Raw genomic sequence first — 19623 nt, forward strand, 5'->3', positions numbered from 1 at the left:
AGGAAGCCGATGGCCGCTTGTCATCCGGCCCCCTTCGCCTAGAGTTCCGCCGCGAGAATTGCTGACTCCACGGGGAGAGGATCGATGAGGAAATTTGTGGGCATTGCCGCGCTTGCTGCGGCATCGGTGATGGGCGTGGCGGCCGCCCCTGCGCTGGCCGAAACGAAGGGCGCCGCCGTGCCCGCCAATCCCGCGCTCGACGCGGCGCTCGCTTCGAAAATCCGGGGTGAGGACGGCAAGCGCGACAAGTTCCGCCATCCGGCCGAAACGCTGGCCTTCTTCGGCGTGGAGCCGGGGATGACCGTTGTGGACTATATGCCCAATGGCTGGTGGTACACGCGCGTGCTGGTGCCCTATCTGGGCAAGGACGGTTCCTATATCGGGATGAACCCCGATGTCTCGACCCAGACCGGCTATATGAAGAACACCTATGACGATGTTGCCGGCAAGCTGGCAGAGGAACATGGGAAATGGGCCGGGCCGAACGACGCGAAGGTTTCGGGCTTCAACGTCAATGCCGTGCCTGAAGGGCTGGACGGCACGGTGGACCGGGTGCTGATCTTCCGCGAAGTCCACAACATGTTCCGTTTCGACTGGCTGAGGCGCGATCTGGCGATCATGCGCAAGATGCTGAAGCCGGGCGGGTTGATCGGCATTACTGACCATCGCGTGGCCGAAAACGTCCCCTTTGAACGCAGCGACGGTAACAAGGGCTATATGCGCGAAAGCGACGTGATCGCCCTGTTCGCCGCCAGCGGCTTCGATCTCGTCGCCAAGAGCGAGATCAACGCCAATCCGAAAGACCCGACCGACTGGCAGATCGGCGTATGGGAATTGCCGCCCTCCTATGCCGGGGCGGACGATGCCAAGCGGGCAAAGGTGGATGCGATCGGCGAGAGCGACCGCATGACCATGGTGTTCCGCAAGCGCCCCTGATCCGGGCGTGATGCGTGATGCAGGGATGGTGCGGGGTGTCCAGGGTGGACAGCCCCGCGCCGCCCGATAGGATCGCACGCACAGTTCAATCCGGGGGGGATTGCAATGATTCGAGCCGCTGTGATCCTGTGCGCTGCCCTGTCGCTCGCTTCCTGTCAGGTGGCGAAAGAGCCGGAGGCGGCGGAGATCGAGAAACAGGCTGTCGTGGCCGCGCTGGCGGAAAGCACGGCGGGCTGGAACAGCGGCAATCTGGATCGCTTCATCGGCGTCTATTCCGAAGATCCGCAGGCCAGTTACGTCACCGCCGAAGGGCTGGTGCGCGGGCGCAAGGCCCTGGCGGATCGCTATTCGACCAAATATGATTTTTCCAATCCGGCAACGCGCGGGGCACTGAGCCTTGAAACGCTGGATTTCCGGCTGCTGGACCCGCAGCATGCGCTCTATATCGGGCGCTACACGCTGGCCTATCCGGATGGGAAAACGGCGTCCGGCCCTACCAGCCTCGTCCTCCAGAAAGAGGCGGGCGGGTGGAAGATCATCGCCGACCATTCGAGCTAGGGGCCTAGACTTGGCCACCGTGGAGCAATAGGTCCGCCTGCCATGAGACAGATCACCGTCGCCGCCCTGCAGCTTGCCCTCAATGCCGAGGACGAACGCGATAATATCGCCGCCGTCGGCGCGCTGGTGGAAGAAGCATCGGCCAGCGGGGCGCAGATCGTTCTGCCGCCGGAACTGTTTTCCGGCCCCTATTTCTGCAAGGTGGAGGACGAGGCACTGTTCGCGCTGGCCCGCCCGACGCTGGAACATCCCGCCGTCATCGCCATGCGCAACATGGCCCGCGCGCTGAAAGTGGCGATCCCCACCAGCTTCTTCGAGCGGGACGGGCACCATTATTACAACACTATCGCCATGATCGGCCCGGATGGCGAAGTGATGGGCACTTATCGCAAGAGCCACATCCCCGATGGCCCGGGTTACGAGGAAAAATACTATTTCCGCCCCGGCAATGACGGGTTCAAGGCATGGGACGTGTTCGGCGCGCGCATCGGTGTCGGTATCTGCTGGGACCAGTGGTATCCCGAATGCGCTCGCGCCATGGCACTGCTGGGCGCCGAAGTGCTGTTCTACCCCACGGCCATCGGCTCAGAACCCTATGACGCCGATCTCGACACCAGCCGCATGTGGCGCCGGGCGATGATCGGCCATGCCGTGTCCAACTGCATGCCGGTGGTCGCGGCCAATCGCATCGGCATGGAAGACGGGCAGCGTTTCTACGGCCACAGCTTCATTGCCGACGAATGGGGCGATTTCATCAGCGACGTCGGGGCAGAGGAAACCGGCGTGCTGCTCGCCACGCTCGATCTGGACCGGGCCGCCACGCATCGCGCGGGCATGGGCTTCTTCCGCGACCGGCGGCCGGAGCTTTACGCCCGCCTTGCGCGCGACGAGTGAGGGAAGGGATGCGGGGGAAGCATCATTATCTTATCGCCCTCGGCTCCAACCGCCGCCATCATCGTTTCGGCCGCCCGCGCGACGTGGTGGAGGCCGCACTGATCGCGCTGGTGGAAAAGGGCATTCATGTCTCCCGCGTTTCCCCCATCGTCCTCACGGCGCCCATCGGCCCCTCGCTGCGGCGCTATGCCAATGCGGCGGCGCTGATCGAGACTGACCTTGGCCCGCACAAGCTGCTGCGCCTGTTCAAGAAACTGGAACGCAAATTCGGCCGCCGCCCCGGCGGGCAGCGCTGGACTTCACGCGTGATCGATCTCGACATCGTGTTGTGGAGCGGCGGCAGTTATGCGGCGGCGGACCTGACAATCCCCCACCGGCTGTTTCGTGAACGCGATTTCGTTCTGACCCCGGCACTGGCCGTGGCGCCCGATTGGCGCGATCCGATTAGCGGTTTGACGGTGCGACAGCTAACAGCGCGCTTGACCGCACCCCGCCCCCTTTCTAGGTGAGCCCCTCGCGGCCACCCGCGCATCCCTTGGTAAGGGCCCTTAGCTCAGTCGGTAGAGCAACTGACTTTTAATCAGTAGGTCGCTGGTTCGAATCCAGCAGGGCTCACCATTTCCCCGCGCGCCAGGCGCATCAGGGGAATTGCGCAAGTACTGGTTAACTGCCGGACAAGACGCGTTCTCCATTATCATGCCCCTATTCTTCAGTTGTTCGAATGCAGGGGCACGGCATGGACAATATCGAACGGCGCAGTTCTCCGCGCGCCGGTACGCGTAAGCAGATTCGGCTGCGCGATGCATTTCAACTGGTCCCCGGGGCCGTGTTGATGGACCTTTCTGTTACGGGCTGTCAGGTTTCGTTGCGCGGTGTGCAGCTGGCGATTGGCCAGATCGTGGTCGTCCGGCCGGATGGGCTTGAGGGCCTTTCGGGTGTGGTCCGCTGGATCGAGGGCGGGCGCGTGGGGATCGAATTCGACCGGCCGCTGCATCCCGGCGTCGCCGCGCATATTGTCGCCGCTCCCGCTCCGGCGCCCGGTGGCGCACTGGCGGACTATTCCGCGCCGTCCCGCCGCTATGTCGCGATGCAACTGCTGAAAAGCGTCGCTTGACCAACGCCGGGCCGCACAAATCCTATCTGTGGATGCACAGGAAGATTTGGGTTAAAAGGCGCTGGATTGGTCAAAGGCAATTCGAACGATCAGGGGTGGGGATAGACCTCAGGTGCGTTGTCCAAGTAAAACGGCTGATGAAGCGGACCGCCTGCGCGCGCTGGCTCAGTACGGGCTGGATTCGGACACCGGATTGCCAGGCCTGGATCCTATCGTGGACATGGCTGCCCAGATGTTCGATTGCCCTGCAGCAGCGGTCAATCTGGTGGGGGACGATCACGTCTTTATCGTCTCGGCCTATGGCATAGACGAATATGATCCGGGGCGGGATGTCTCGTTCTGCGCCCATGCCATCAATCAGGGCAAGGTGCTGGTGGTGCCGGATGCGACGTTGGACCCGCGCTTTCACGATAATCCGCTGGTGGAAGGCGGCTTCATCCGTTTCTATGCCGGTGTTCCGATCATGAGCCGGGAAGGCCACGCGCTGGGCGCCTTATGCGTGCTGGACACCGCGCCCCATCTGCAATTCCCGCCTGAGGACCAGCAGCGGCTGATGGAGCTGGCGAAGCTGGCGGCGGACCGGCTCGAATTGCGGCGCCTGCATGTCGCTGCCGAGACGAGCGCCAGCCATCTGGAAGCCAGCGCGGCGACATCGCCCAATGCCATCGTCTGCTTCGATGCCGATGCGCGGATCACCGCGTGGAACGAGGCGGCGGCGCAGATGTTCGGCCATGACGAGCAACAGGCGCTGGGCCAGCCGCTGGACCTGATCGTGGCGGAAGAGGATCGCGCCATGGTCCATGCCGGGATCGCCCGCGTACTGGGCGGCGGCAGCCCCCGGCAGGAAGGCACGGCATTGACCGCGCGGCGGCGCGATGGCGGGCGCTTCCCGGTAGAACTGAACTGGTCGCGCTGGATGGAAGGCGGGGCGATGCATTTCGGCGCGATCATCCGCGACATGACCCAGAAGCGCAGCGAGGAAGAGGCGCTGATCTACCTCGCCAATTACGATCCGCTCACCGGCCTGCCCAACCGCAACCGTCTGTATGGCGAGATTACCCGTGCCCTGTCCGAAGGGGTGCCGCTGTCGCTGATCGTCACCGATCTCGAAGGCTTTCGCGATACGAACAACACGATGGGACACGAAACGGGCGATCTGGTGCTGCGCATCGTCGCGGGGCGGATTCGCGAAGTGGTACCTTCAGGCGCTCTGTTCGCGCGCATCGGGGGCGATGAATTCGGCACTCTGCTGAGCGGGGCGAACGATCCGGTGATGCTGGGCGATGTCGCCCGGCGGATCAATGCCGCGCTGGCCGAACCGATCGTGGTGGACGGGCAGGAAGTGCGCCTTGCCGGCAATTGCGGCATGGCAATTGCCCCGCAGCATGGCGAGACGGTGGAGGAACTGCTCGGCAGTGCCAATCTGGCCCTGTTCCAGGCGCGCAGCGAAGCAGGGCGCGGGGGAACCTGCCTGTTCCATCCGGCCTTGCGCGCAGAAGCCGTGGCCCGGCGGATGTACGATGCCGAACTGCACCGCGCCTTCGAGCGGGACGAGTTCATGCTGTTCTATCAGCCGCAAATGCTGCTGGCCGACAATTCGCTGGCCGGGGCGGAGGCGCTGATCCGCTGGCGCCATCCCGTGCGCGGCCTGCTGGCGCCGGGGGCCTTCCTTCCGGCGCTGGAGGCTGGCGTGCTTGCCGACAGGGTGGGGCGCTGGATTCTGGACGAAGCCTGCGCGCAGACGGCGGCCTGGCGTAAATATGTGCCCGGCTTCACCATGGGTGTGAACCTGTTCGCGGCGCAGTTTCGCGATGGCAACCTGCCGCAAACCGTGATCGAGGCGCTGGAACGGCATAAGCTGCCGCCCGATGCCATCGATCTGGAAATCACCGAGAACATCATTCTGGACCGGCAGGAGGAAGTGCTGGCCCAGTTGCAGGCGCTGCGCGATGCGGGCTTTGGCCTTTCCTTCGATGATTTCGGCACCGGCTTTGCCTCGCTCAACCTGCTGCGCAATTTCCCGGTCAGCCAGATCAAGATCGACAAGGGCTTCACGCAGGTGATGCATGATTCGCCCAGGGACAAGGCCATCGTCTTCTCGCTGATCGACCTTGCCGGGCAGCTGGGGCTGAAGGTGGTGGCCGAAGGGGTGGAAAGCCGGGAAGACCGCGATCTGCTGCGCGATCATGGTTGCGACAAGGGGCAGGGCTACTTCTTCGGCATGCCCGTACCTGCCGCCTTGTTCGAGGAACAGTTCATGGGCGGATCGCCCGAAGCGCGCCGCGCCTGACCCAGCCTGCCCTCCGGGGCGCTTGCGGCACGGGGCGGGCGCGCCGATAAGGCGGCGATGGAGCAGATGCCCGGCAAATCGCCTCGCCGCAGGCCCAAATGGGGCACGTTGGCGCTTGTCGTGCTGTTCCACTTGCTGGTGATCGCGGGGCTGGCGCGGGCTTTTGCCCCCAGTTTCACGGCGCAGGTGGTGGAACAGGCGGCATCCGTCCTCACGGTGACGATCACCGCGCCCAGCGAAGAACCGCCCGCCCCCACTGCCTCGCCGGAGCCGGATGAAGGCGCCGCCGCGCCGCAGGGCAAGCAGGCAAAGCCGCGCGAGGTTTCAGCGCCGCCCGCCCAGATCCCGGTGAAGCCAACCGCGGCCCCGCCGGTCAGCTCTACCGGCAGCGAAAACCAGTCCGGCGCGCGAGACGAAGGGGAAGGCACCGGCGCCGGGGGCGAAGGTAGCGGGACGGGCAGCGGCGCTTCCGGCAGCGGCCAAGGCAATGGCGGTGCGCGCAAGCTGGAAAAGCTTGCGGGAGACATCAATTCGGCAAAGGATTATCCGAAGAAGACCCGCGACCTGCGGATCGGCCACAGCGTTACGATCCAACTGACCGTGGGCACGGACGGGCTGGTGAAGGATTGCAAGGTGGTCGAGCCAAGCCCAGACACTCAGGCCGATGCCATCACCTGCAGCCTTGCGCGCGAACGGTTCCGTTTCAATCCCGCCACCAATGCGCGGGGCGAGCCGGTCGTGGGGCAATATCGCTGGCGGCAGCGCTGGTTTTATTGATTTGGCCACTCGGCATTGGCGCTTTCGTAATCATATTTGGCGATGCATAGGCAGGCGCGAGGGAGGCAGTGCGCTGGCAACGGCGCGAATCTATCCATGAATTCCATCACACCCGTCATCCTGTGCGGAGGCAGCGGCACGCGCCTTTGGCCCCGCAGCCGCAAGGCCGCGCCCAAACCGTTCCTGCCGCTGGTGGGCGACGTAAGCCTGTTTCAGGCAGCGCTGGCCCGCACGTCGGACCCGGCGCATTTCGCCGCGCCGCTGATCGTGGCCGGCTCCATGCATCTCGATTTGATCGAAGCGCAATTGCCGCAGGGCGGCGGCGCGCGGCTGGTGGTGGAACCGGCGGCGAAGAACACTGCCCCTGCCATTGCCCTTGCCGCGCAATTGCTGCCGGAAGATGCAATTATGCTGGTGTGCCCCAGCGATCACCATATCGCTGATGAAGCGGCCTTTGTCGCCGCTGCCCTGCAGGCGGCCAGCCTTGCGGCGGAAGGCTGGCTGGTGGCCTTCGGCATTGCGCCCACCCGGCCTGAAACCGGCTATGGCTATATCCGGCAGGGCGAGGCGCTTGCGGGCGGCTATCGTATCGAACGTTTCGTGGAAAAGCCGGATCTGGAACGCGCACAGGCCTATCTGGCCGAAGGCACCTATTGCTGGAACGGCGGCATCTTCGCCTTCCGCGCGGGCACTTATCTGGAAGAACTGGCCCGCCACCGGCCTGACATGGCCGCCGCCGTGCGCGAAGCGGTGAAGCAGGGCAGCAGTGACGGCGCCCGCTTCCACCCGGCCGAAGTGCCATTTGCGGCGATTGCCGGGGATTCGGTGGATTACGCAGTGATGGAACTGACCGACCGTGCCGCCATGGTGGGTGCGGATATGGGCTGGTCCGACATCGGCAACTGGCAGAGCCTGCGCGAAGCCCGCGCCGACGAGGCGGACGAGGCGGGCAATATCGCTCGCGGCCCCGCCGAATTGCTCGATTGCCGGGATGTGATGGTGGACAGCGATGGTCCGCGCGTTTCGGTAGTGGGCCTGGACGATGTGATCGTGGTGATCGACAGGGGCGAGGTGCTGGTGACGAGCAGCCGCGGCGCCGCCAATGTCGGCAAGCTGAAGGGGCCATCCGCCCAGTGAAAGCCCCCGCAGCGACCAGCCTGCTGCCCACGCTCCGGGTTGAAAAGCCCTGGGGGCGCGAGACTTTGCCGGCCGCTTTCGGGGCAGAGCCGGGCGAGCGCGTGGGCGAAATCTGGTTCGAGCCTCCGCCGCAGCTGGACAGCCTGCTGGCGAAATACATCTTCACCAGCGACAAGCTGTCGGTGCAGGTCCATCCAACAGGCGATGTCGGCAAGGACGAATGCTGGCTGGTGCTGGAGGCAGAGCCGGGCGCCGTGCTGGGGATCGGCTTTACCGGCCCCGTTACCCCCGAACAGATGCGCGCCGCCGCGCTGGACGGTTCCATCGAGGATATGCTCGCCTGGTATCCGGTGAAGCCGGGCGATTTCGTCTATATTCCCGCCGGCACGGTCCACGCCATCGGTGCGGGGATCAGCCTGGTGGAAGTGCAGCAGAACCGCGACTGCACCTATCGTTTCTACGATTATGGCCGCCCGCGCGAGCTGCATCTGGAAGATGCGCTGAAAGTAGCGCGGGGGCAGCCGCACGATCCGGCCCTGCGTACCCAATTGCCCGAACGGGGCCAGATTTCGCTGGTGCGCGGGCCATTCTTCCGGCTGGACCGGGCGGACGGTGCGCCCGATGCCGGGCTTGCCGCGCGATATGGCGATGCGCCGCTGCTGGTGTTGCCGCTGGGCGAAGGCACCCGCGTGAACGGGGAAGCGGTGGATTGCGGCCAGTGCGCGCTTGCCCGCTCGCTTGCCGATGTGGAGATCGTGGAAGGCGCCCGCTGCCTGCTTGCGCAGCCCTGCTAGCCCGGCGCATAAAGCGGGCATGATCGCCCATACGATCCAGCTCGCCCTTGCGCCCGTTTTCGTCCTGGTGGCGATCGGCAATATCCTGAACATTCTTGCCCAGCGGCTGAGCCGCGTGGTGGACCGTTCCCGCGTGCTGCAGGACCGGCACAAGCAGACCACCGGGGAAGAACACGATATGGTGGTTCTGGAAATCCGCACGATTGACCGGCGCATCCAGCTTATCAGCCGGGCGATCCTGCTGCTGGTGATCAGCGGCATCACCATCGGCTTCACCGTGGCGCTGTTGTTCCTCGAAGAATTCCTCGGCCTCAGCGTTCAGCCCGTGGCGGGCGGCTGCTTCATCTTCGCCATCTCGCTGCTGATGGGCGCGCTGATCCTGTTCATGCAGGAAACCCGCACCGCCACGGCCCTGCTGCGCATCCCGGAAGAATTTCTGGAGAGCCACCGCAAGCTGTGAGGGGCGTTCCTCTCACCTCGTCATTCCCGCGAAAGCGGGAACCTAGCAGCGAGTGTTGCACTGGGTTCCCGCTTTCGCGGGAATGACGAAGGGATGGGTTTTCGCGTATCTCCTTGCGTTTGCGCAGGCGAGAAAACCCAAAACCAAGGGCCTCTACCCTTTCGGCGGCGCCAGCAATTTCTCGCCCATCTGGCGCATTGCGGCTTCCGCCATCGGTTTGGCGAAGGACAGGGCCAGCGGCAGTTCCAGTTCGAACGCCACGTCTTCTTCCCCGATCTCGACTGCGCCAGCCAGGTTCTGGCCCATGGCCGAAATCACCATGGTCATGCGGTCTTCGCCTGCCCAGTCGGTGGTGACGTCGGCCATGCCTCCGGGCAGGTGCCCGGCGATCTTGTGGCTGTTGTCGTGCAGGCGGCGGCGCACTTCCTCTTTGCCGAGGCTGTGTGGAAGGACGATGCGCATCAGTTCTGCTCCGGCGCGGCGTGATCGGCCTCGCCATATTTGTAATCGAGATAGCGGGTACGGATCGCCAGGTCGTCCAGCGCGCCGGCGGCGAGCTGGCGGGTGACGCTGTCGATCTCGGTGCTGATAAGGCCCAGCCCTTCCATCAATTGCTTGTTGGGGTTCGACCCGGCGTGTTCCTCATAGCGCAGATGCTCGGGAATGCGGCGGTAGCCTTCGATCATCTCAGGAAGATCCTCGCCCACCAGCTTGCGGATCTGCGCGGCCATCGGATGTGCCTGATCGACTTCCTCCAACTGGAGCTGGAGCCCGTCGAGCTGAAGGCCGATCTGGCTGATCGCCTTGGCGGCCGGCGGGGGCAGTGCACGGCGCTGCGCCTCCAGCCACAATTCCGTTTGCCCGACCAGTCGGCGGACATCGTCGGTTTTCAGGTCGGCGCGTTCGGGCACTTTGAGCGATGGATAGGACGAAAGCACGCCGACCGCGATGGCCGCGAGGACAATCGCACCCATCAGCCCGGCAAAGCCGATCCCGCCCAGCACAACTCCCAGGGCGCTGAAGCCAATGAGAATTACCGCCAGCGCCAGAGCGATATTGCGGAGTTTCCGCAAGGCGTGCCCCGCCTTCATCTTGGCGGAAGCCCGCCCGATGGAGCGTGTGCCAGCCAGCCGGTGCCGCCCGCCCGAGCGGTTATCGCGCAGCAGGGCGCGGCTTTCGTCCAGTGCCCGGTCCGTATCGCGGGAAAGATCGACCATCGGGTTTGCTTCAGCCTTCCAGCGAGAGGATTGAAGGGCCGCTTACTTCCTTCTTGGCCTGGGCGGCGCCTTCGGCCCGCGCGATATAGCCGCGCGATTTTTCGAGTTCGGAAGAAAGCGTATCGACCGTCTGCTTCATGGAATCGAGCGCCTTGACCTTGAAGGTGTCGATATTGTCCATCGTGTCATAGATATTCTGGAAGGCGCGCTGCAGCGTTTCGATCGGAATGGTCGAGCTGGCGGCCTGTTCGTGGATCTTGCTGGTCTGGTCGGCCAGCAGGGTGCTGGTGGAATCGATGATATTGGCGGTGGTCTCGTTCAGCGCGGTGATCTGTTGCAGCACCAGCCGCTGGTTGGTCATCGCCTCGGCCACGGTCACGGCCGTGCGCAGCGCGGCCACGGTGGTGGTGCTGGCGCGGTCCACGCCCTTCACCAGTTCCACATTGTTCTTCTTGACCAGATCGAGCGCGAGATAGCCCTGCACGCTTACCGCCATCTGCGTCAGCAGATCCTGCGTGCGCTGGCGGACATAGAACAGGGCCGATTCACGCACCGCCTTGGCCTTGGCCGGATCGGTCGCGTCCAGTTCATTCGCCTTGTCTTCAAGCCGCGCGTCGAGCGTCTTGGAGATGTGGATCATCTGTTCCAGATTGCCCATGGCATCCCACAGCTTCTGGCGTTCCACATCGATGGCGGCATTGTCCATCAGCAGCTCGTCCTTGCCGGAAGCCAGCTTGGACAGGATCGCCTGAATGTGGCTCTGCGCGCTCTGATAGCTCTGGAAATAGTTCTTCAGGCTGTTGCCGAAGGGGATGATGCCCAGGAACTTGCGCCCCGGGCTGAGCTTGCCGCGCTTGGCGGGATCGAGATCTTCCACCACGCGGCGCAGTTCGGTGAGGTTCGCCCCCACACCTTCATCCTGCCCCATGGCGCGCACCGGCCGGTCGAGGAAACGGTTGGACATGCCGGAAGCCGCCATGATTTCCTTGCGGCCCATATTGGTGAGCTGGTCCACCTTCTGGCCGAATTCGGGCGAATTGGCGTCGGCGGAGACAAGGTCTTCCACGAAGGCGTCCACCTTCTCGTCCAGCTTGCTGCGCTTCTCGTCCGAAACGGGCACCAACCCGGCCGCCTTTTGCGGGGCCACGGTGGGCACGGGATCGGGCGGCGTCAGCGTGAAATCGGTTGCGGTCGCCGTCTTGGTTTCGTTGCTCGCCATGGTTCCTCCAAACCTTCCGGAGGCAGCGCCCTGCAGGGCACAAGCCTCAGCATAGTGTATTAATGGGATAAGACGCTTATTTCAAGGATCGCCGCCCCAGTCCCCCGCGCCCGTTGCCTGCACCGCCTGCCCTGCCGGGCGGGCGATTGCCTTTTGCGCCATGTGGTAAGAGGATAGCGGCAAGGCACGGCCGGAGGAAGAGCGGCCGGCCACAGGCAGGAGAAATGCATGGCCACCAGCCCGGATAAAGCCGGCAACCCGGATAATGCGGGGCACAGTTCCTTCGCGCAGGTCGTGGATACGTGGAGCCACTGGTGGCGCAACGCCGTGGTCAACACGGTCGATCAGGTGGAAGTGATCGCCAACCGGCGCGAGGAATGCCAGCTTTCCGCGCGCTATCTGTTCATGCTCGCCATGTCGGCGGGCATTGCGATCCTTGGCCTGCTGCTCTCGTCCCCGGCGGTGGTGATCGGCGCCATGCTGCTTTCGCCGCTGATGGGGCCGATCATCGGGCTGGGCTTTGCGCTGGCTACGGGCGATTATGTGTGGATGCGGCAGGCGGCCAAGGCGCTGGCGCTGGGCACGGCCATGTCAGTGGCCCTGTGCGCGCTGGTGGTGCTGCTGTCCCCCTTGCAGACGGTGACTGCGGAAATCGCCGCGCGCACCCGGCCCAATCTGTTCGATCTGGCCGTGGCGTTCTTTTCCGCATTGGCGGGCGCCTATGCGATGATCCGCGGGCGCGAAGGCACCGTGGTGGGCGTGGCCATCGCCACGGCCCTGATGCCGCCACTGGCCGTGGTGGGCTTCGGCCTTGCCACGTGGAACGGGGCGGTATTCTGGGGCGCGCTTGGCCTGTTCGTCACCAACCTGCTGACCATTGCGCTGACGGCGTGGTTCATGGCGCGGCTCTATGGTTTCCGCTCGCGCTTGTCCGAACGGCAGAACCGCTTGCAGACTGCCGCTGTCGTGGCGGTATTCGTGGCGATGTCCGTGCCGCTGGCCATTTCGCTCAACCGCATCGTGTGGGAAACCCGGTCTTCCCAGAAAATCCGCAGCGAAGTGATGGATGCGTTCGACAACCGGGCCGTGCTGTCCGAAGTCCAGATCGACTGGGATGCCGAACCGATCCGCATTTCCGCCACTGTCTTCACGCCGCAGCTTCAGCCCGATGCGGAAGGTGTTGCCGAGCGGGCCATTGCGCGGGAAATCGCGCGGGATGTGGATGTCACGATCATCCAGTCCAAGGTCGGGCCGGACAAGGACGCAGCAGAGGCGGCGCAGCTTGCCGCCGCCCGCGCCAACAAGGAAGCGGCGGACCGCCAGCGGGCGGAACAATTGGGCGAAGGGCTTTCGCTGGTGGCGGGCGTGGATGAAAGCGCCGTGGTGATCGACCGGCAGAACCGCCGCGCGTTGGTAACGGCCCGCCCGCTCGAAGGGCTGGGGCTGGCCGGCTATCGCGAACTGGAAGCGCGCGTTGCCCGCACGGAACCGGAATGGAGCATCGAACTCAAGCCGCCCGCGCGCCCGCTGCCGCGCGTCGCCTTCGACAAGGGCGAACCGACGAAGGACGGGCAGGATGCACTGGCGCTGATCGGCTGGGCCGCGCAGCGCATCGGCGTGCCGGTAATCCTTTCGGGCACCGATGCCGAAACCGCCACGGCGGCCGAAGTGCTGGGCGGGCAGGGCGTGGTCACGCGCAGGGAAACCGGCGGCGATGCGGGCACCGTAACCGCGCGCTGGGCCGCACCGGATCAATAGGGGAAACGCGATGCACACAGAATTCACGATCCTGGGCCTCGCGGCATTGCTGCTGCTGGTTCACATCATGGCCGCGATCCGGATCAAGACGCAGCAATATGGCGTGGATTGGAACATGGGCGCGCGGGACGAGGCTCTGCCGCCGCTCAATCCCGTGGCCGCCCGGCTGGAACGCGCGCGCGACAATTTCTTGGAGACGCTGCCGATCGCGATCATTGCCCTGCTGGGCGTGGCACTGACCGGCAAAAGCTCCACGCTCACCCTGGCCGCAGGCTGGGTCTGGCTGGGGGCACGGGCGGTCTATCTGCCGCTCTACTGGGCGGGCGTGCCGAAGGTGCGCACCTATGTGTGGGGCGTAGCGCTGATTGCCCTGCTGGTGCTGCTTGGCGTGTTGCTGCTGGGGTAGCGGGGGAGTGCGCCCAACCCCTTCGCCAACCCGGACCTTCGACAGGCTCTGGGCGGACCTCCCTGCGGTCGATCCGGGATCGCTGGCCTTTGCGCGCGTACCCACTTCCTGTTTCGTCATCCCGGACCTGTTCCGGGATCCAGCTTCTTCTTCTCGCCGGAAAGCTGGACCCCGGAATAAATCCGGGGTGACATGTAAAGTGCGAGCGCATTTGGCAAATCACCTTGACATTACGAACCGTTTCGGTTATATGCCCCGCACCTTGCAGCAATAGCACGCTGCAAGCCTCCAATCCGGAGGGCGGCATGTCGACTGCCTTTCCTCCCTTGTTCGCTTTGAACAACGCGGCCGGTGCGGGTGTGTGTCTGCGGGGGCGTTACCCCTTGGCAAAGCCGCCTGCGCCAGATGCGGTTACCGGATGCGCGGATTTCACCGGCCGCCCCCGATCCTGCCCCCTCTTGCGGGCAGGCCATCCGGGGCGTGCACGCAGAACCGCCAGTGGCGCGGGATCATCACCCGCGAGAAGGGGATGCCCGGCTGCGAGCCCGCGGGCGCCTTTTCCGGCCGGTCACCGATCGGGTTGAGCCAGGTGCATGGTGGATGCCCCGGCCCTTCGCTATCCTTCCGCCCGCCCCCTGCACGCGCCATTCCTGACGCCGTGCCGGCCGCGCGATTGGTTTGTTTGCATTACACTGGCGGTAAGGTCCGGGTTTGCCGCCGGATGGATTTACGTAGCTGCCCGATCTTACCCTTCGTCATCCCCGCGAAGGCGGGGATCCAGCAGCAACCGTCGAACTGGATTCCCGCCTGCGCGGGAATGACGAATTAAGCCCACACCCGCTCATCCTGAGCTTGTCGGAAGCGAAGCTGGCCGAAGGCCAACGACGCGCAGAACATGTGCCCAACCGGACCCGCACAAGGACCAAGCCCAAAGCTCAGCGCGTGTCCTTCGACAGGCTCAGGACGAACGGGGGGAAGGCGGAGGCCGGCCCGCCCTCAAGGCGGGCCTTGTCCCTGCTTACGCCGCGATCTTGTAAGGCTCGATCTCGCCCGAAAGGTAGAGCTTCTTGGCCTTGGCGCGGCTGAGCTTGCCGCTGCTGGTACGCGGCAGGGTGCGGGGGGGAACCAGTTCCACCACGCAGTTCATGCCGGTGACCGAACGGACCTTGTCGCGGATCAGTTCGCGCAGTTCCACGCGCTTGTCCTCGTCCGAAACGCGGCAGTGGACCAGCACGGCGGGCACTTCCTCGCCATTGTCCGTTTCCACGGAGAAGGCGGCGATGTCGCCATGGTTGAAGCCCGGCAGCTGTTCCACGGCCCATTCGATGTCCTGGGGCCAGTGGTTCTTGCCGTTGATGATGATCATGTCCTTCGCGCGGCCGACGATGAACAGATAGCCATCGGCCATGTAGCCCATGTCGCCCGTATCCAGCCAGCCATCCACCAGGCAGGCGGCCGTGGCCTCGGGGTCGCGGTAATAGGAATGCATCACGCTTTCGCCGCGGCACCACACTTTGCCGATATGGTGATCGGGCAGGGCGTTGTTCGCTTCGCCGCGGATTTCCAGGTCGATGCCCTTCACCGGCTTGCCGCAATTGACGATGGCGCGATAGCGGGCCGGGCGCGAGAGATCGCGCGGCGTGCCGGAAAGGCGTTCTTCCTCCACCAGTTCCACGTGGATGCCTTCGCCCGGCGGCATCAGGGTGACGGCCAGCGTCGCTTCGGCAAGGCCGTAGCTGGGCAGGAAGGCACTGGCGCGGAAGCCGGCTTCGGCAAAGACGTTGACGAAATTCTGCATCACGTCCGGGCGGATCATGTCCGCCCCGTTGCCTGCGATGCGCCAGCGCGACAGGTCGAAGCGTTCCGCCACATGGGTCTGGCTCGAAACGCGGCGGGCGCAGATGTCATAGCCGAAAGTGGGCGAGAAGCTGACCGACGTATCCGGGTTGCGGCTGATCAGGTCCAGCCAGGCGAGCGGGCGGCGGGCGAAATCCTCGGTCTTCAGGTAATCGACCGAGAACTGGTTGCCGATGGGCGAGAGGAAGCAGCCCACCAGGCCCATGTCATGATACCAGGGCAGCCAGCTGACGCAGCGGTCGAGCGGGCCGATTTCCATGCCATGGCCGTGGCCGGCCAGATTATGCAGCAGCGAACGGTGCGTTACCGCCACGCCATGCGGGAAGCGGGTGGAACCGCTGGAATATTGCAGGAAGCAGATGCCTTCCGGATCGAGCGCCGGGAGTTCGGTCTCAGGCGCGTCTTCCTGTTCGAAACTTTCCCAGCTGATGCCTTCGCAGCCCTGCCGTTCGGCAGCGGCCAGCGCCATGCCTTCGATCTCTGCGGGATAGAAGAGGAACTTCGGTTCCGCGCTTTCCATCTGCACGGCGATCTGGTCGATATAATGATCCTTGCCGCCGAAGCTGGTGGGCAGCGGCAGCGGCACGGGCCACACGCCGGCATAGACCGCACCGCAGAACAGGGCTGCGAATTGCGGACCCGTCTCGGCGATCAGGGCCATCCGGTCCCCCGGCTTCGCGCCGCGCGCGATCAGGCGGTGGGCCATCTTCAGCGCGTCCTGGCGCAGTTCGCTGAAGGGATAGGGCCGGATCAGCGTCCCGCGCGGATCGTGGAAATTGAAGCCTTTTACGCCTTGCGCGGCATAGTCCAGCGCCTCCGCAAAGGTTGCGAAGTCGGCGCGGCGGCGCGGCAGATCGCACTTGTTCGGCGTCGGCTGGAGTACGGCGTCGGTCATGGTCTAGCGAAACCCGTTATTGATCCCAAAGCACGCCCCAATTCGCCGGGGCGCTTGAACGCAAGCTGAAACGCACACCTCTCCCCAAGTGCGGTTTCGGGTGGTTTACACCTCGCGCATGCTGTCCAATCCACGGCGAGTGTGGCACGAATATGGCCGATGCAACCCGATGCCCGTCACAATCCCCGGCTAAAACGGCCGCCGCGCCCGCTCGACCGGCCCCGGATGGAGGAAATGGCGCTGGCCTATGTCGCGCGTTTCGCCACCAGTGCGGCAAAGCTGGAAGCCTATCTGAAGCGCAAATTGCGCGAACGCGGCTGGGACGGGGAAGGCCAGCCCGATGTCGCGGCGCTGGTCGGGCGCTATGTCGAACTCGGCTATATCGACGATGAAACCTATGCCCGCACCAAGGCGGGCGGCCTGCTGCGGCGCGGCTATGGCCCAAGGCGCGTGAGCCAGGCCTTGGGCGCGGCGGGAATTTCGGAAGACATTCGCGAGAATGTGCAGGCCAGCGAGGCAGAGGAACGCCGCGCCGCGCTGGCGCTGGCCCGCAAGCGCCGCTTCGGGCCGTTCGGAACCGCGACGACGGATCGTGCCATGCGCGAGAAACAGATCGCCGCCATGCTGCGTGCAGGCCACGCTCTCGACAGCGCGCGCGAATTGGTGGATGCCCCCAGCACCGAGGCGGCCGAGCAATGGGCCGCTGCCGGGGAAGAAGAGGATGGGTCGTGACGATTTCTAGGCTTTTCGCATTGGCGGCTGGGGCTGCACTGGCATCGCTCGCCGCCTGTTCGCCGCAGGACAGGGCATCTGCCGCCGGCACGGCGCCGATGGCCCAGCCCTCACGCCACCCGGAATCCGGGTTGCCGGTGATCCCCCTCACCGTCACGCAGAACGGCAAGACCCATCGGTTCATGGTGGAAGTGGCCGCCAGCGAGGAAGAACAGGCCAAGGGCCTGATGTTCCGCAAGCAGATGGGCGCGGATGAAGGCATGATCTTCCCCCGCCGTCCGCCTGACGTGCCCAGCTTCTGGATGCGCAACACGGTGATCCCGCTCGACATCATCTTCATCGGCACGGACGGGAAGGTGTTGAACATCGCGGCTAACGCCGTGCCCTATTCGCTCGATTCGCGTCCCTCTGTCGGGGTTGCCAAGGCTGTGCTGGAACTGAATGGCGGCCGCGCCGCCGAACTGGGGATCGGCCCCGGCGCAAAAGTGGAATGGTAAGGGCACGGTACTGATACCCGGCTCAGCCGATTTGAGAGGCGAGGGCGCAGTGTTTGGCTTGCGCGGCCCCCGGCTTTGCGGCTAACGCGCGGCCATGGGAATCCTCGGCAAGATCTTCACCTGGTGGGACGGCGCCACCATCGGCACCTCGATGTTCAGCTCGATGAATGGCGAGCATGTGGGCACCGATGCGCAGGGCAACCGCTATTTCCGCTCCACCAAGAAGAAGACCGTGGAAGGCCGCGAACGGCGCTGGGTCATCTATAACGGCGCCAACGATGCCAGCCGCGTTCCGGCCGAATGGCATGGCTGGCTGCACGGCGCGTTCGACAGCGTTCCCGAAAGCAATCTTCCCCCGCCGCGGATCTGGGAAGCGGATTACACCCCCAACGCTACCGGCACTTCCTCGGCCTATCGCCCGGCCGGCGCGCTGGAACGCGGCGGCGTGCGCGCCCCCGCCACCGGCGATTACGAAGCCTGGTCGCCGGATGGCGGCAATCTTTGACCTCGCCGGACGCCTGATCATGCGCCGGGCGACAGCCCTTTCGGCAGTGATGCTCCTTGGGCTGCTGGCAGCCTGCAAGGGCGAACCCACGGTTCCCGAAGGACAGGAAACCGAAGTCCCCAAGGAATTCGCGTCCGCCGATACGCCTTCGGGCATCGCGGATGAAGGGCTGGGCACTCCGCGTGAAGAGCGGGTGGCCACTCTGGGCCTGCTGAACAAGCGCAACAACATCACGCAGGACATTCAGCTCAAGCCGGGCGAATCGAAGCGCGTAGGCGATGTGATCGTGCGCCTCGCCACCTGTGAGCGGACGCCGCCCTGGGAAAATCCGCCCGAAACCGGCGCCTTCGTTCAGGTGCTGGTGGCGCAGCGCAGTTCGCCCGGCGCGACGCCGAAATGGCTGCGCGTTTTCTCCGGCTGGTTGTTCAAGAATTCCCCCTCGCTCAACGTGGTGGAACACCCCGTCTATGACGTGTGGGTCAAGGATTGCGCGATGAGCTTCCCGGGCGAAGAGGCGCCGCTGCCTTCGGAAGAACGCGCCGCATCGCCCGCGCCTTCGGCCAGCGCCTCGCCTGCCCCGGCGCCTGCGGCCAGCCCTTCGGCTTCGGCCAGCAACGCGGAATAGGCACTCGGCAAGTCGGCCAAGGGGCCGGGCCGGCAGGCCTGCGCCAGCAATTCCAGATAGCGCGCTTGTGTGATTTCAACCGCGCCCAGCGAGGAAAGATGCTCGGTCAGGAACTGGCAGTCGAGCAGTTCGGCCCCGGCCCGGCGCAGCAGCGCCACCAGCCAGGCCAGCGCCACCTTGGACGAATCGCGCGTGCGGCTGAACATGCTCTCGCCGCAGAACACCCGGTCGAACCCCACGCCGTAAAGCCCGCCCACCAATTCGCGTCCGCCACTGCCGTCAGGCAGCCAGCATTCGATCGAATGGGCATGGCCCGCCAGGTGCAGCGTACGATAGCTGGCGGCGATTCGCTCGCTGATCCAGCTTTCCTGCCTGCCGGCACGCGGCGCGGCGCAGGCGTCCAGCACTTCGCCAAAGGCTTCGTTGCAGGTTACCGTGAAGCGATCCTGCCGGATGACCTTGGCCAGCGAGCGCGAACAGTGGAACCCGTCCAGCGGCAGGATTGCGCGCAGGCGCGGCTCCACCCAGAAAACCTCCGGATCGTCGCGGCTGTCGGCCATCGGGAAGATCCCGCTGCGATAGGCCAGCAGCAGCGTATCGGCCGGAATGATCTTGGGCGCGGGTGCGTGCATGAATGCAGTTTACCAGCCTGTGCCGCATTGCGGAAATACGAAGTGTCCCGACACGCCGTGTGACACAGGATGTGATGACGGGGTTGCTATCGTGGGGGCTTGGCGATAGAGGCCGCATCCGCCTGGAGGAGTGTAGCTCAGTTGGTAGAGCATCGGTCTCCAAAACCGAGGGCCGCGGGTTCGAATCCTGCCACTCCTGCCAGGCGATTTCCTCTCTGACATCGCTGTAACGCGCCCGCCCCGGTTTCCCGCCGGGCCGAATCGCTCTGGCCTTTCGCCGGATGCTCGGGATATGCCTGGTGCGGGCAACTGGGGGACGG

The 19623-nt window shown here is 64.9% G+C and carries 21 protein-coding genes, 2 tRNA genes and 1 pseudogene; 18 read left to right on the forward strand and 6 right to left on the reverse strand.

Going from position 1 to position 19623, the window contains the following annotated elements:
• Positions 1-84: 84 nt before the first annotated feature.
• From SZ64_RS15635 to SZ64_RS15685, 11 genes are all read left to right on the forward strand, one after another.
• Positions 85-936: a class I SAM-dependent methyltransferase gene (locus SZ64_RS15635; protein WP_054531678.1), complete on the forward strand. Its 852-nt coding sequence runs from the start codon at positions 85-87 to the stop codon at positions 934-936.
• 105 nt (positions 937-1041) lie between these two features.
• Positions 1042-1494 (forward strand): SgcJ/EcaC family oxidoreductase, encoded by a 453-nt coding sequence (locus tag SZ64_RS15640; protein ID WP_054531679.1) that lies wholly within the window; start codon positions 1042-1044, stop codon positions 1492-1494.
• 42 nt (positions 1495-1536) lie between these two features.
• Positions 1537-2388 (forward strand): N-carbamoylputrescine amidase, encoded by an 852-nt coding sequence (aguB, locus tag SZ64_RS15645; RefSeq protein ID WP_054531680.1) that lies wholly within the window; start codon positions 1537-1539, stop codon positions 2386-2388.
• Positions 2389-2396: 8 nt separating this feature from the next.
• Positions 2397-2897, forward strand: a complete 501-nt coding sequence (folK, locus tag SZ64_RS15650) for a 2-amino-4-hydroxy-6-hydroxymethyldihydropteridine diphosphokinase (RefSeq protein WP_054531681.1) — start codon at positions 2397-2399, stop codon at positions 2895-2897.
• Positions 2898-2930: 33 nt separating this feature from the next.
• Positions 2931-3006: transfer RNA gene (locus tag SZ64_RS15655), tRNA-Lys, on the forward strand.
• A gap of 118 nt (positions 3007-3124) precedes the next feature.
• The gene (locus tag SZ64_RS15660; RefSeq protein ID WP_054531682.1) at positions 3125-3502 is read left to right on the forward strand and encodes a PilZ domain-containing protein; all 378 of its coding nucleotides are present in this window, start codon (positions 3125-3127) and stop codon (positions 3500-3502) included.
• A 214-nt stretch (positions 3503-3716) separates the two neighbouring features.
• A complete protein-coding gene (locus SZ64_RS15665; RefSeq protein ID WP_277813743.1) occupies positions 3717-5792 on the forward strand; it encodes an EAL domain-containing protein in 2076 nt (691 codons plus the stop codon).
• A gap of 57 nt (positions 5793-5849) precedes the next feature.
• Positions 5850-6569 (forward strand): TonB family protein, encoded by a 720-nt coding sequence (locus SZ64_RS15670; RefSeq protein WP_054531684.1) that lies wholly within the window; start codon positions 5850-5852, stop codon positions 6567-6569.
• A 96-nt stretch (positions 6570-6665) separates the two neighbouring features.
• Positions 6666-7706, forward strand: a complete 1041-nt coding sequence (locus SZ64_RS15675; protein ID WP_054531685.1) for a sugar phosphate nucleotidyltransferase — start codon at positions 6666-6668, stop codon at positions 7704-7706.
• Positions 7703-8500 (forward strand): class I mannose-6-phosphate isomerase, encoded by a 798-nt coding sequence (locus SZ64_RS15680; RefSeq protein WP_082384629.1) that lies wholly within the window; start codon positions 7703-7705, stop codon positions 8498-8500. The genes SZ64_RS15675 and SZ64_RS15680 overlap by 4 nt, the downstream gene beginning before the upstream one ends.
• A 19-nt stretch (positions 8501-8519) precedes the next feature.
• On the forward strand, positions 8520-8960 hold the full coding sequence (locus SZ64_RS15685) for a DUF2721 domain-containing protein (RefSeq protein ID WP_054531686.1): 441 nt from the start codon (positions 8520-8522) through the stop codon (positions 8958-8960).
• A 153-nt stretch (positions 8961-9113) separates the two neighbouring features.
• On the opposite strand, the gene SZ64_RS15690 is transcribed toward SZ64_RS15685, so the two are convergent.
• The 4 genes from SZ64_RS15690 to SZ64_RS19040 all read right to left on the reverse strand — a co-directional run bounded on the left by SZ64_RS15690 (position 9114) and on the right by SZ64_RS19040 (position 11609).
• Positions 9114-9422 (reverse strand): polyhydroxyalkanoic acid system family protein, encoded by a 309-nt coding sequence (locus tag SZ64_RS15690; RefSeq protein WP_054531687.1) that lies wholly within the window; start codon positions 9420-9422, stop codon positions 9114-9116.
• Positions 9422-10177, reverse strand: coding sequence for a hypothetical protein (locus tag SZ64_RS15695; RefSeq protein WP_054531688.1), 756 nt, complete (start codon positions 10175-10177; stop codon positions 9422-9424). The genes SZ64_RS15690 and SZ64_RS15695 overlap by 1 nt, the downstream gene beginning before the upstream one ends.
• A 10-nt stretch (positions 10178-10187) precedes the next feature.
• Positions 10188-11396: a toxic anion resistance protein gene (locus SZ64_RS15700; protein WP_054531689.1), complete on the reverse strand. Its 1209-nt coding sequence runs from the start codon at positions 11394-11396 to the stop codon at positions 10188-10190.
• Positions 11397-11477: 81 nt separating this feature from the next.
• Positions 11478-11609 (reverse strand): hypothetical protein, encoded by a 132-nt coding sequence (locus tag SZ64_RS19040; protein ID WP_277813744.1) that lies wholly within the window; start codon positions 11607-11609, stop codon positions 11478-11480.
• 15 nt (positions 11610-11624) lie between these two features.
• Between SZ64_RS19040 and SZ64_RS15705 the strand changes: the two genes are divergently transcribed.
• Both SZ64_RS15705 and SZ64_RS15710 read left to right on the forward strand, forming a co-directional pair.
• The gene (locus SZ64_RS15705; protein WP_054531690.1) at positions 11625-13154 is read left to right on the forward strand and encodes a DUF389 domain-containing protein; all 1530 of its coding nucleotides are present in this window, start codon (positions 11625-11627) and stop codon (positions 13152-13154) included.
• Positions 13155-13164: 10 nt separating this feature from the next.
• The gene (locus SZ64_RS15710; protein ID WP_054531691.1) at positions 13165-13560 is read left to right on the forward strand and encodes an MAPEG family protein; all 396 of its coding nucleotides are present in this window, start codon (positions 13165-13167) and stop codon (positions 13558-13560) included.
• Between the two features lie 1018 nt (positions 13561-14578).
• Here the strand turns inward: SZ64_RS15710 and SZ64_RS15715 are convergent.
• On the reverse strand, positions 14579-16312 hold the full coding sequence (locus SZ64_RS15715) for a fatty acyl-AMP ligase (protein WP_054531692.1): 1734 nt from the start codon (positions 16310-16312) through the stop codon (positions 14579-14581).
• Positions 16313-16471: 159 nt separating this feature from the next.
• On the opposite strand from SZ64_RS15715, the gene SZ64_RS15720 reads away from it, so the two are divergent.
• The 4 genes and pseudogenes from SZ64_RS15720 to SZ64_RS18350 all read left to right on the forward strand — a co-directional run.
• Entirely contained in the window at positions 16472-17044 is a 573-nt protein-coding gene (locus SZ64_RS15720) for a regulatory protein RecX (RefSeq protein ID WP_054531693.1), read from the forward strand.
• Complete coding sequence (locus tag SZ64_RS15725; RefSeq protein ID WP_054531694.1) at positions 17041-17541, forward strand: DUF192 domain-containing protein; 501 nt, start codon at positions 17041-17043, stop codon at positions 17539-17541. The genes SZ64_RS15720 and SZ64_RS15725 overlap by 4 nt, the downstream gene beginning before the upstream one ends.
• Positions 17542-17635: 94 nt before the next feature.
• Positions 17636-18046, forward strand: a complete 411-nt coding sequence (locus SZ64_RS15730) for an NADH:ubiquinone oxidoreductase subunit NDUFA12 (RefSeq protein WP_054531695.1) — start codon at positions 17636-17638, stop codon at positions 18044-18046.
• Between the two features lie 49 nt (positions 18047-18095).
• Positions 18096-18476: pseudogene (locus tag SZ64_RS18350) on the forward strand (DUF2155 domain-containing protein); the annotation flags it as partial.
• 35 nt (positions 18477-18511) lie between these two features.
• On the opposite strand, the gene aat reads toward SZ64_RS18350, so the two are convergent.
• Complete coding sequence (aat, locus tag SZ64_RS15735; RefSeq protein WP_193391533.1) at positions 18512-19303, reverse strand: leucyl/phenylalanyl-tRNA--protein transferase; 792 nt, start codon at positions 19301-19303, stop codon at positions 18512-18514.
• A gap of 126 nt (positions 19304-19429) precedes the next feature.
• Between aat and SZ64_RS15740 the strand changes: the two genes are divergently transcribed.
• Positions 19430-19505, forward strand: a tRNA-Trp gene (locus tag SZ64_RS15740).
• The last annotated feature ends 118 nt before the right edge of the window (positions 19506-19623 follow it).

Origin of the sequence: Erythrobacter sp. SG61-1L (assembly GCF_001305965.1) — a bacterium.
GTDB lineage: Bacteria > Pseudomonadota > Alphaproteobacteria > Sphingomonadales > Sphingomonadaceae > Andeanibacterium.

Bases quoted from the DNA above. Each gene is read 5' to 3' on its own strand.
- SZ64_RS15635 (WP_054531678.1), top strand. From the start codon at position 85: ATGAGGAAATTTGTGGGCATTGCCGCGCTTGCTGCGGCATCGGTGATG.
- SZ64_RS15640 (WP_054531679.1), top strand. From the start codon at position 1,042: ATGATTCGAGCCGCTGTGATCCTGTGCGCTGCCCTGTCGCTCGCTTCC.
- aguB (WP_054531680.1), top strand. From the start codon at position 1,537: ATGAGACAGATCACCGTCGCCGCCCTGCAGCTTGCCCTCAATGCCGAG.
- folK (WP_054531681.1), top strand. From the start codon at position 2,397: ATGCGGGGGAAGCATCATTATCTTATCGCCCTCGGCTCCAACCGCCGC.
- SZ64_RS15660 (WP_054531682.1), top strand. From the start codon at position 3,125: ATGGACAATATCGAACGGCGCAGTTCTCCGCGCGCCGGTACGCGTAAG.
- SZ64_RS15670 (WP_054531684.1), top strand. From the start codon at position 5,850: ATGGAGCAGATGCCCGGCAAATCGCCTCGCCGCAGGCCCAAATGGGGC.
- SZ64_RS15675 (WP_054531685.1), top strand. From the start codon at position 6,666: ATGAATTCCATCACACCCGTCATCCTGTGCGGAGGCAGCGGCACGCGC.
- SZ64_RS15685 (WP_054531686.1), top strand. From the start codon at position 8,520: ATGATCGCCCATACGATCCAGCTCGCCCTTGCGCCCGTTTTCGTCCTG.
- SZ64_RS15690 (WP_054531687.1), bottom strand. From the start codon at position 9,422: ATGCGCATCGTCCTTCCACACAGCCTCGGCAAAGAGGAAGTGCGCCGC.
- SZ64_RS15695 (WP_054531688.1), bottom strand. From the start codon at position 10,177: ATGGTCGATCTTTCCCGCGATACGGACCGGGCACTGGACGAAAGCCGC.
- SZ64_RS15700 (WP_054531689.1), bottom strand. From the start codon at position 11,396: ATGGCGAGCAACGAAACCAAGACGGCGACCGCAACCGATTTCACGCTG.
- SZ64_RS15705 (WP_054531690.1), top strand. From the start codon at position 11,625: ATGGCCACCAGCCCGGATAAAGCCGGCAACCCGGATAATGCGGGGCAC.
- SZ64_RS15710 (WP_054531691.1), top strand. From the start codon at position 13,165: ATGCACACAGAATTCACGATCCTGGGCCTCGCGGCATTGCTGCTGCTG.
- SZ64_RS15715 (WP_054531692.1), bottom strand. From the start codon at position 16,312: ATGACCGACGCCGTACTCCAGCCGACGCCGAACAAGTGCGATCTGCCG.
- SZ64_RS15720 (WP_054531693.1), top strand. From the start codon at position 16,472: ATGCAACCCGATGCCCGTCACAATCCCCGGCTAAAACGGCCGCCGCGC.
- SZ64_RS15730 (WP_054531695.1), top strand. From the start codon at position 17,636: ATGGGAATCCTCGGCAAGATCTTCACCTGGTGGGACGGCGCCACCATC.
- aat (WP_193391533.1), bottom strand. From the start codon at position 19,303: ATGCACGCACCCGCGCCCAAGATCATTCCGGCCGATACGCTGCTGCTG.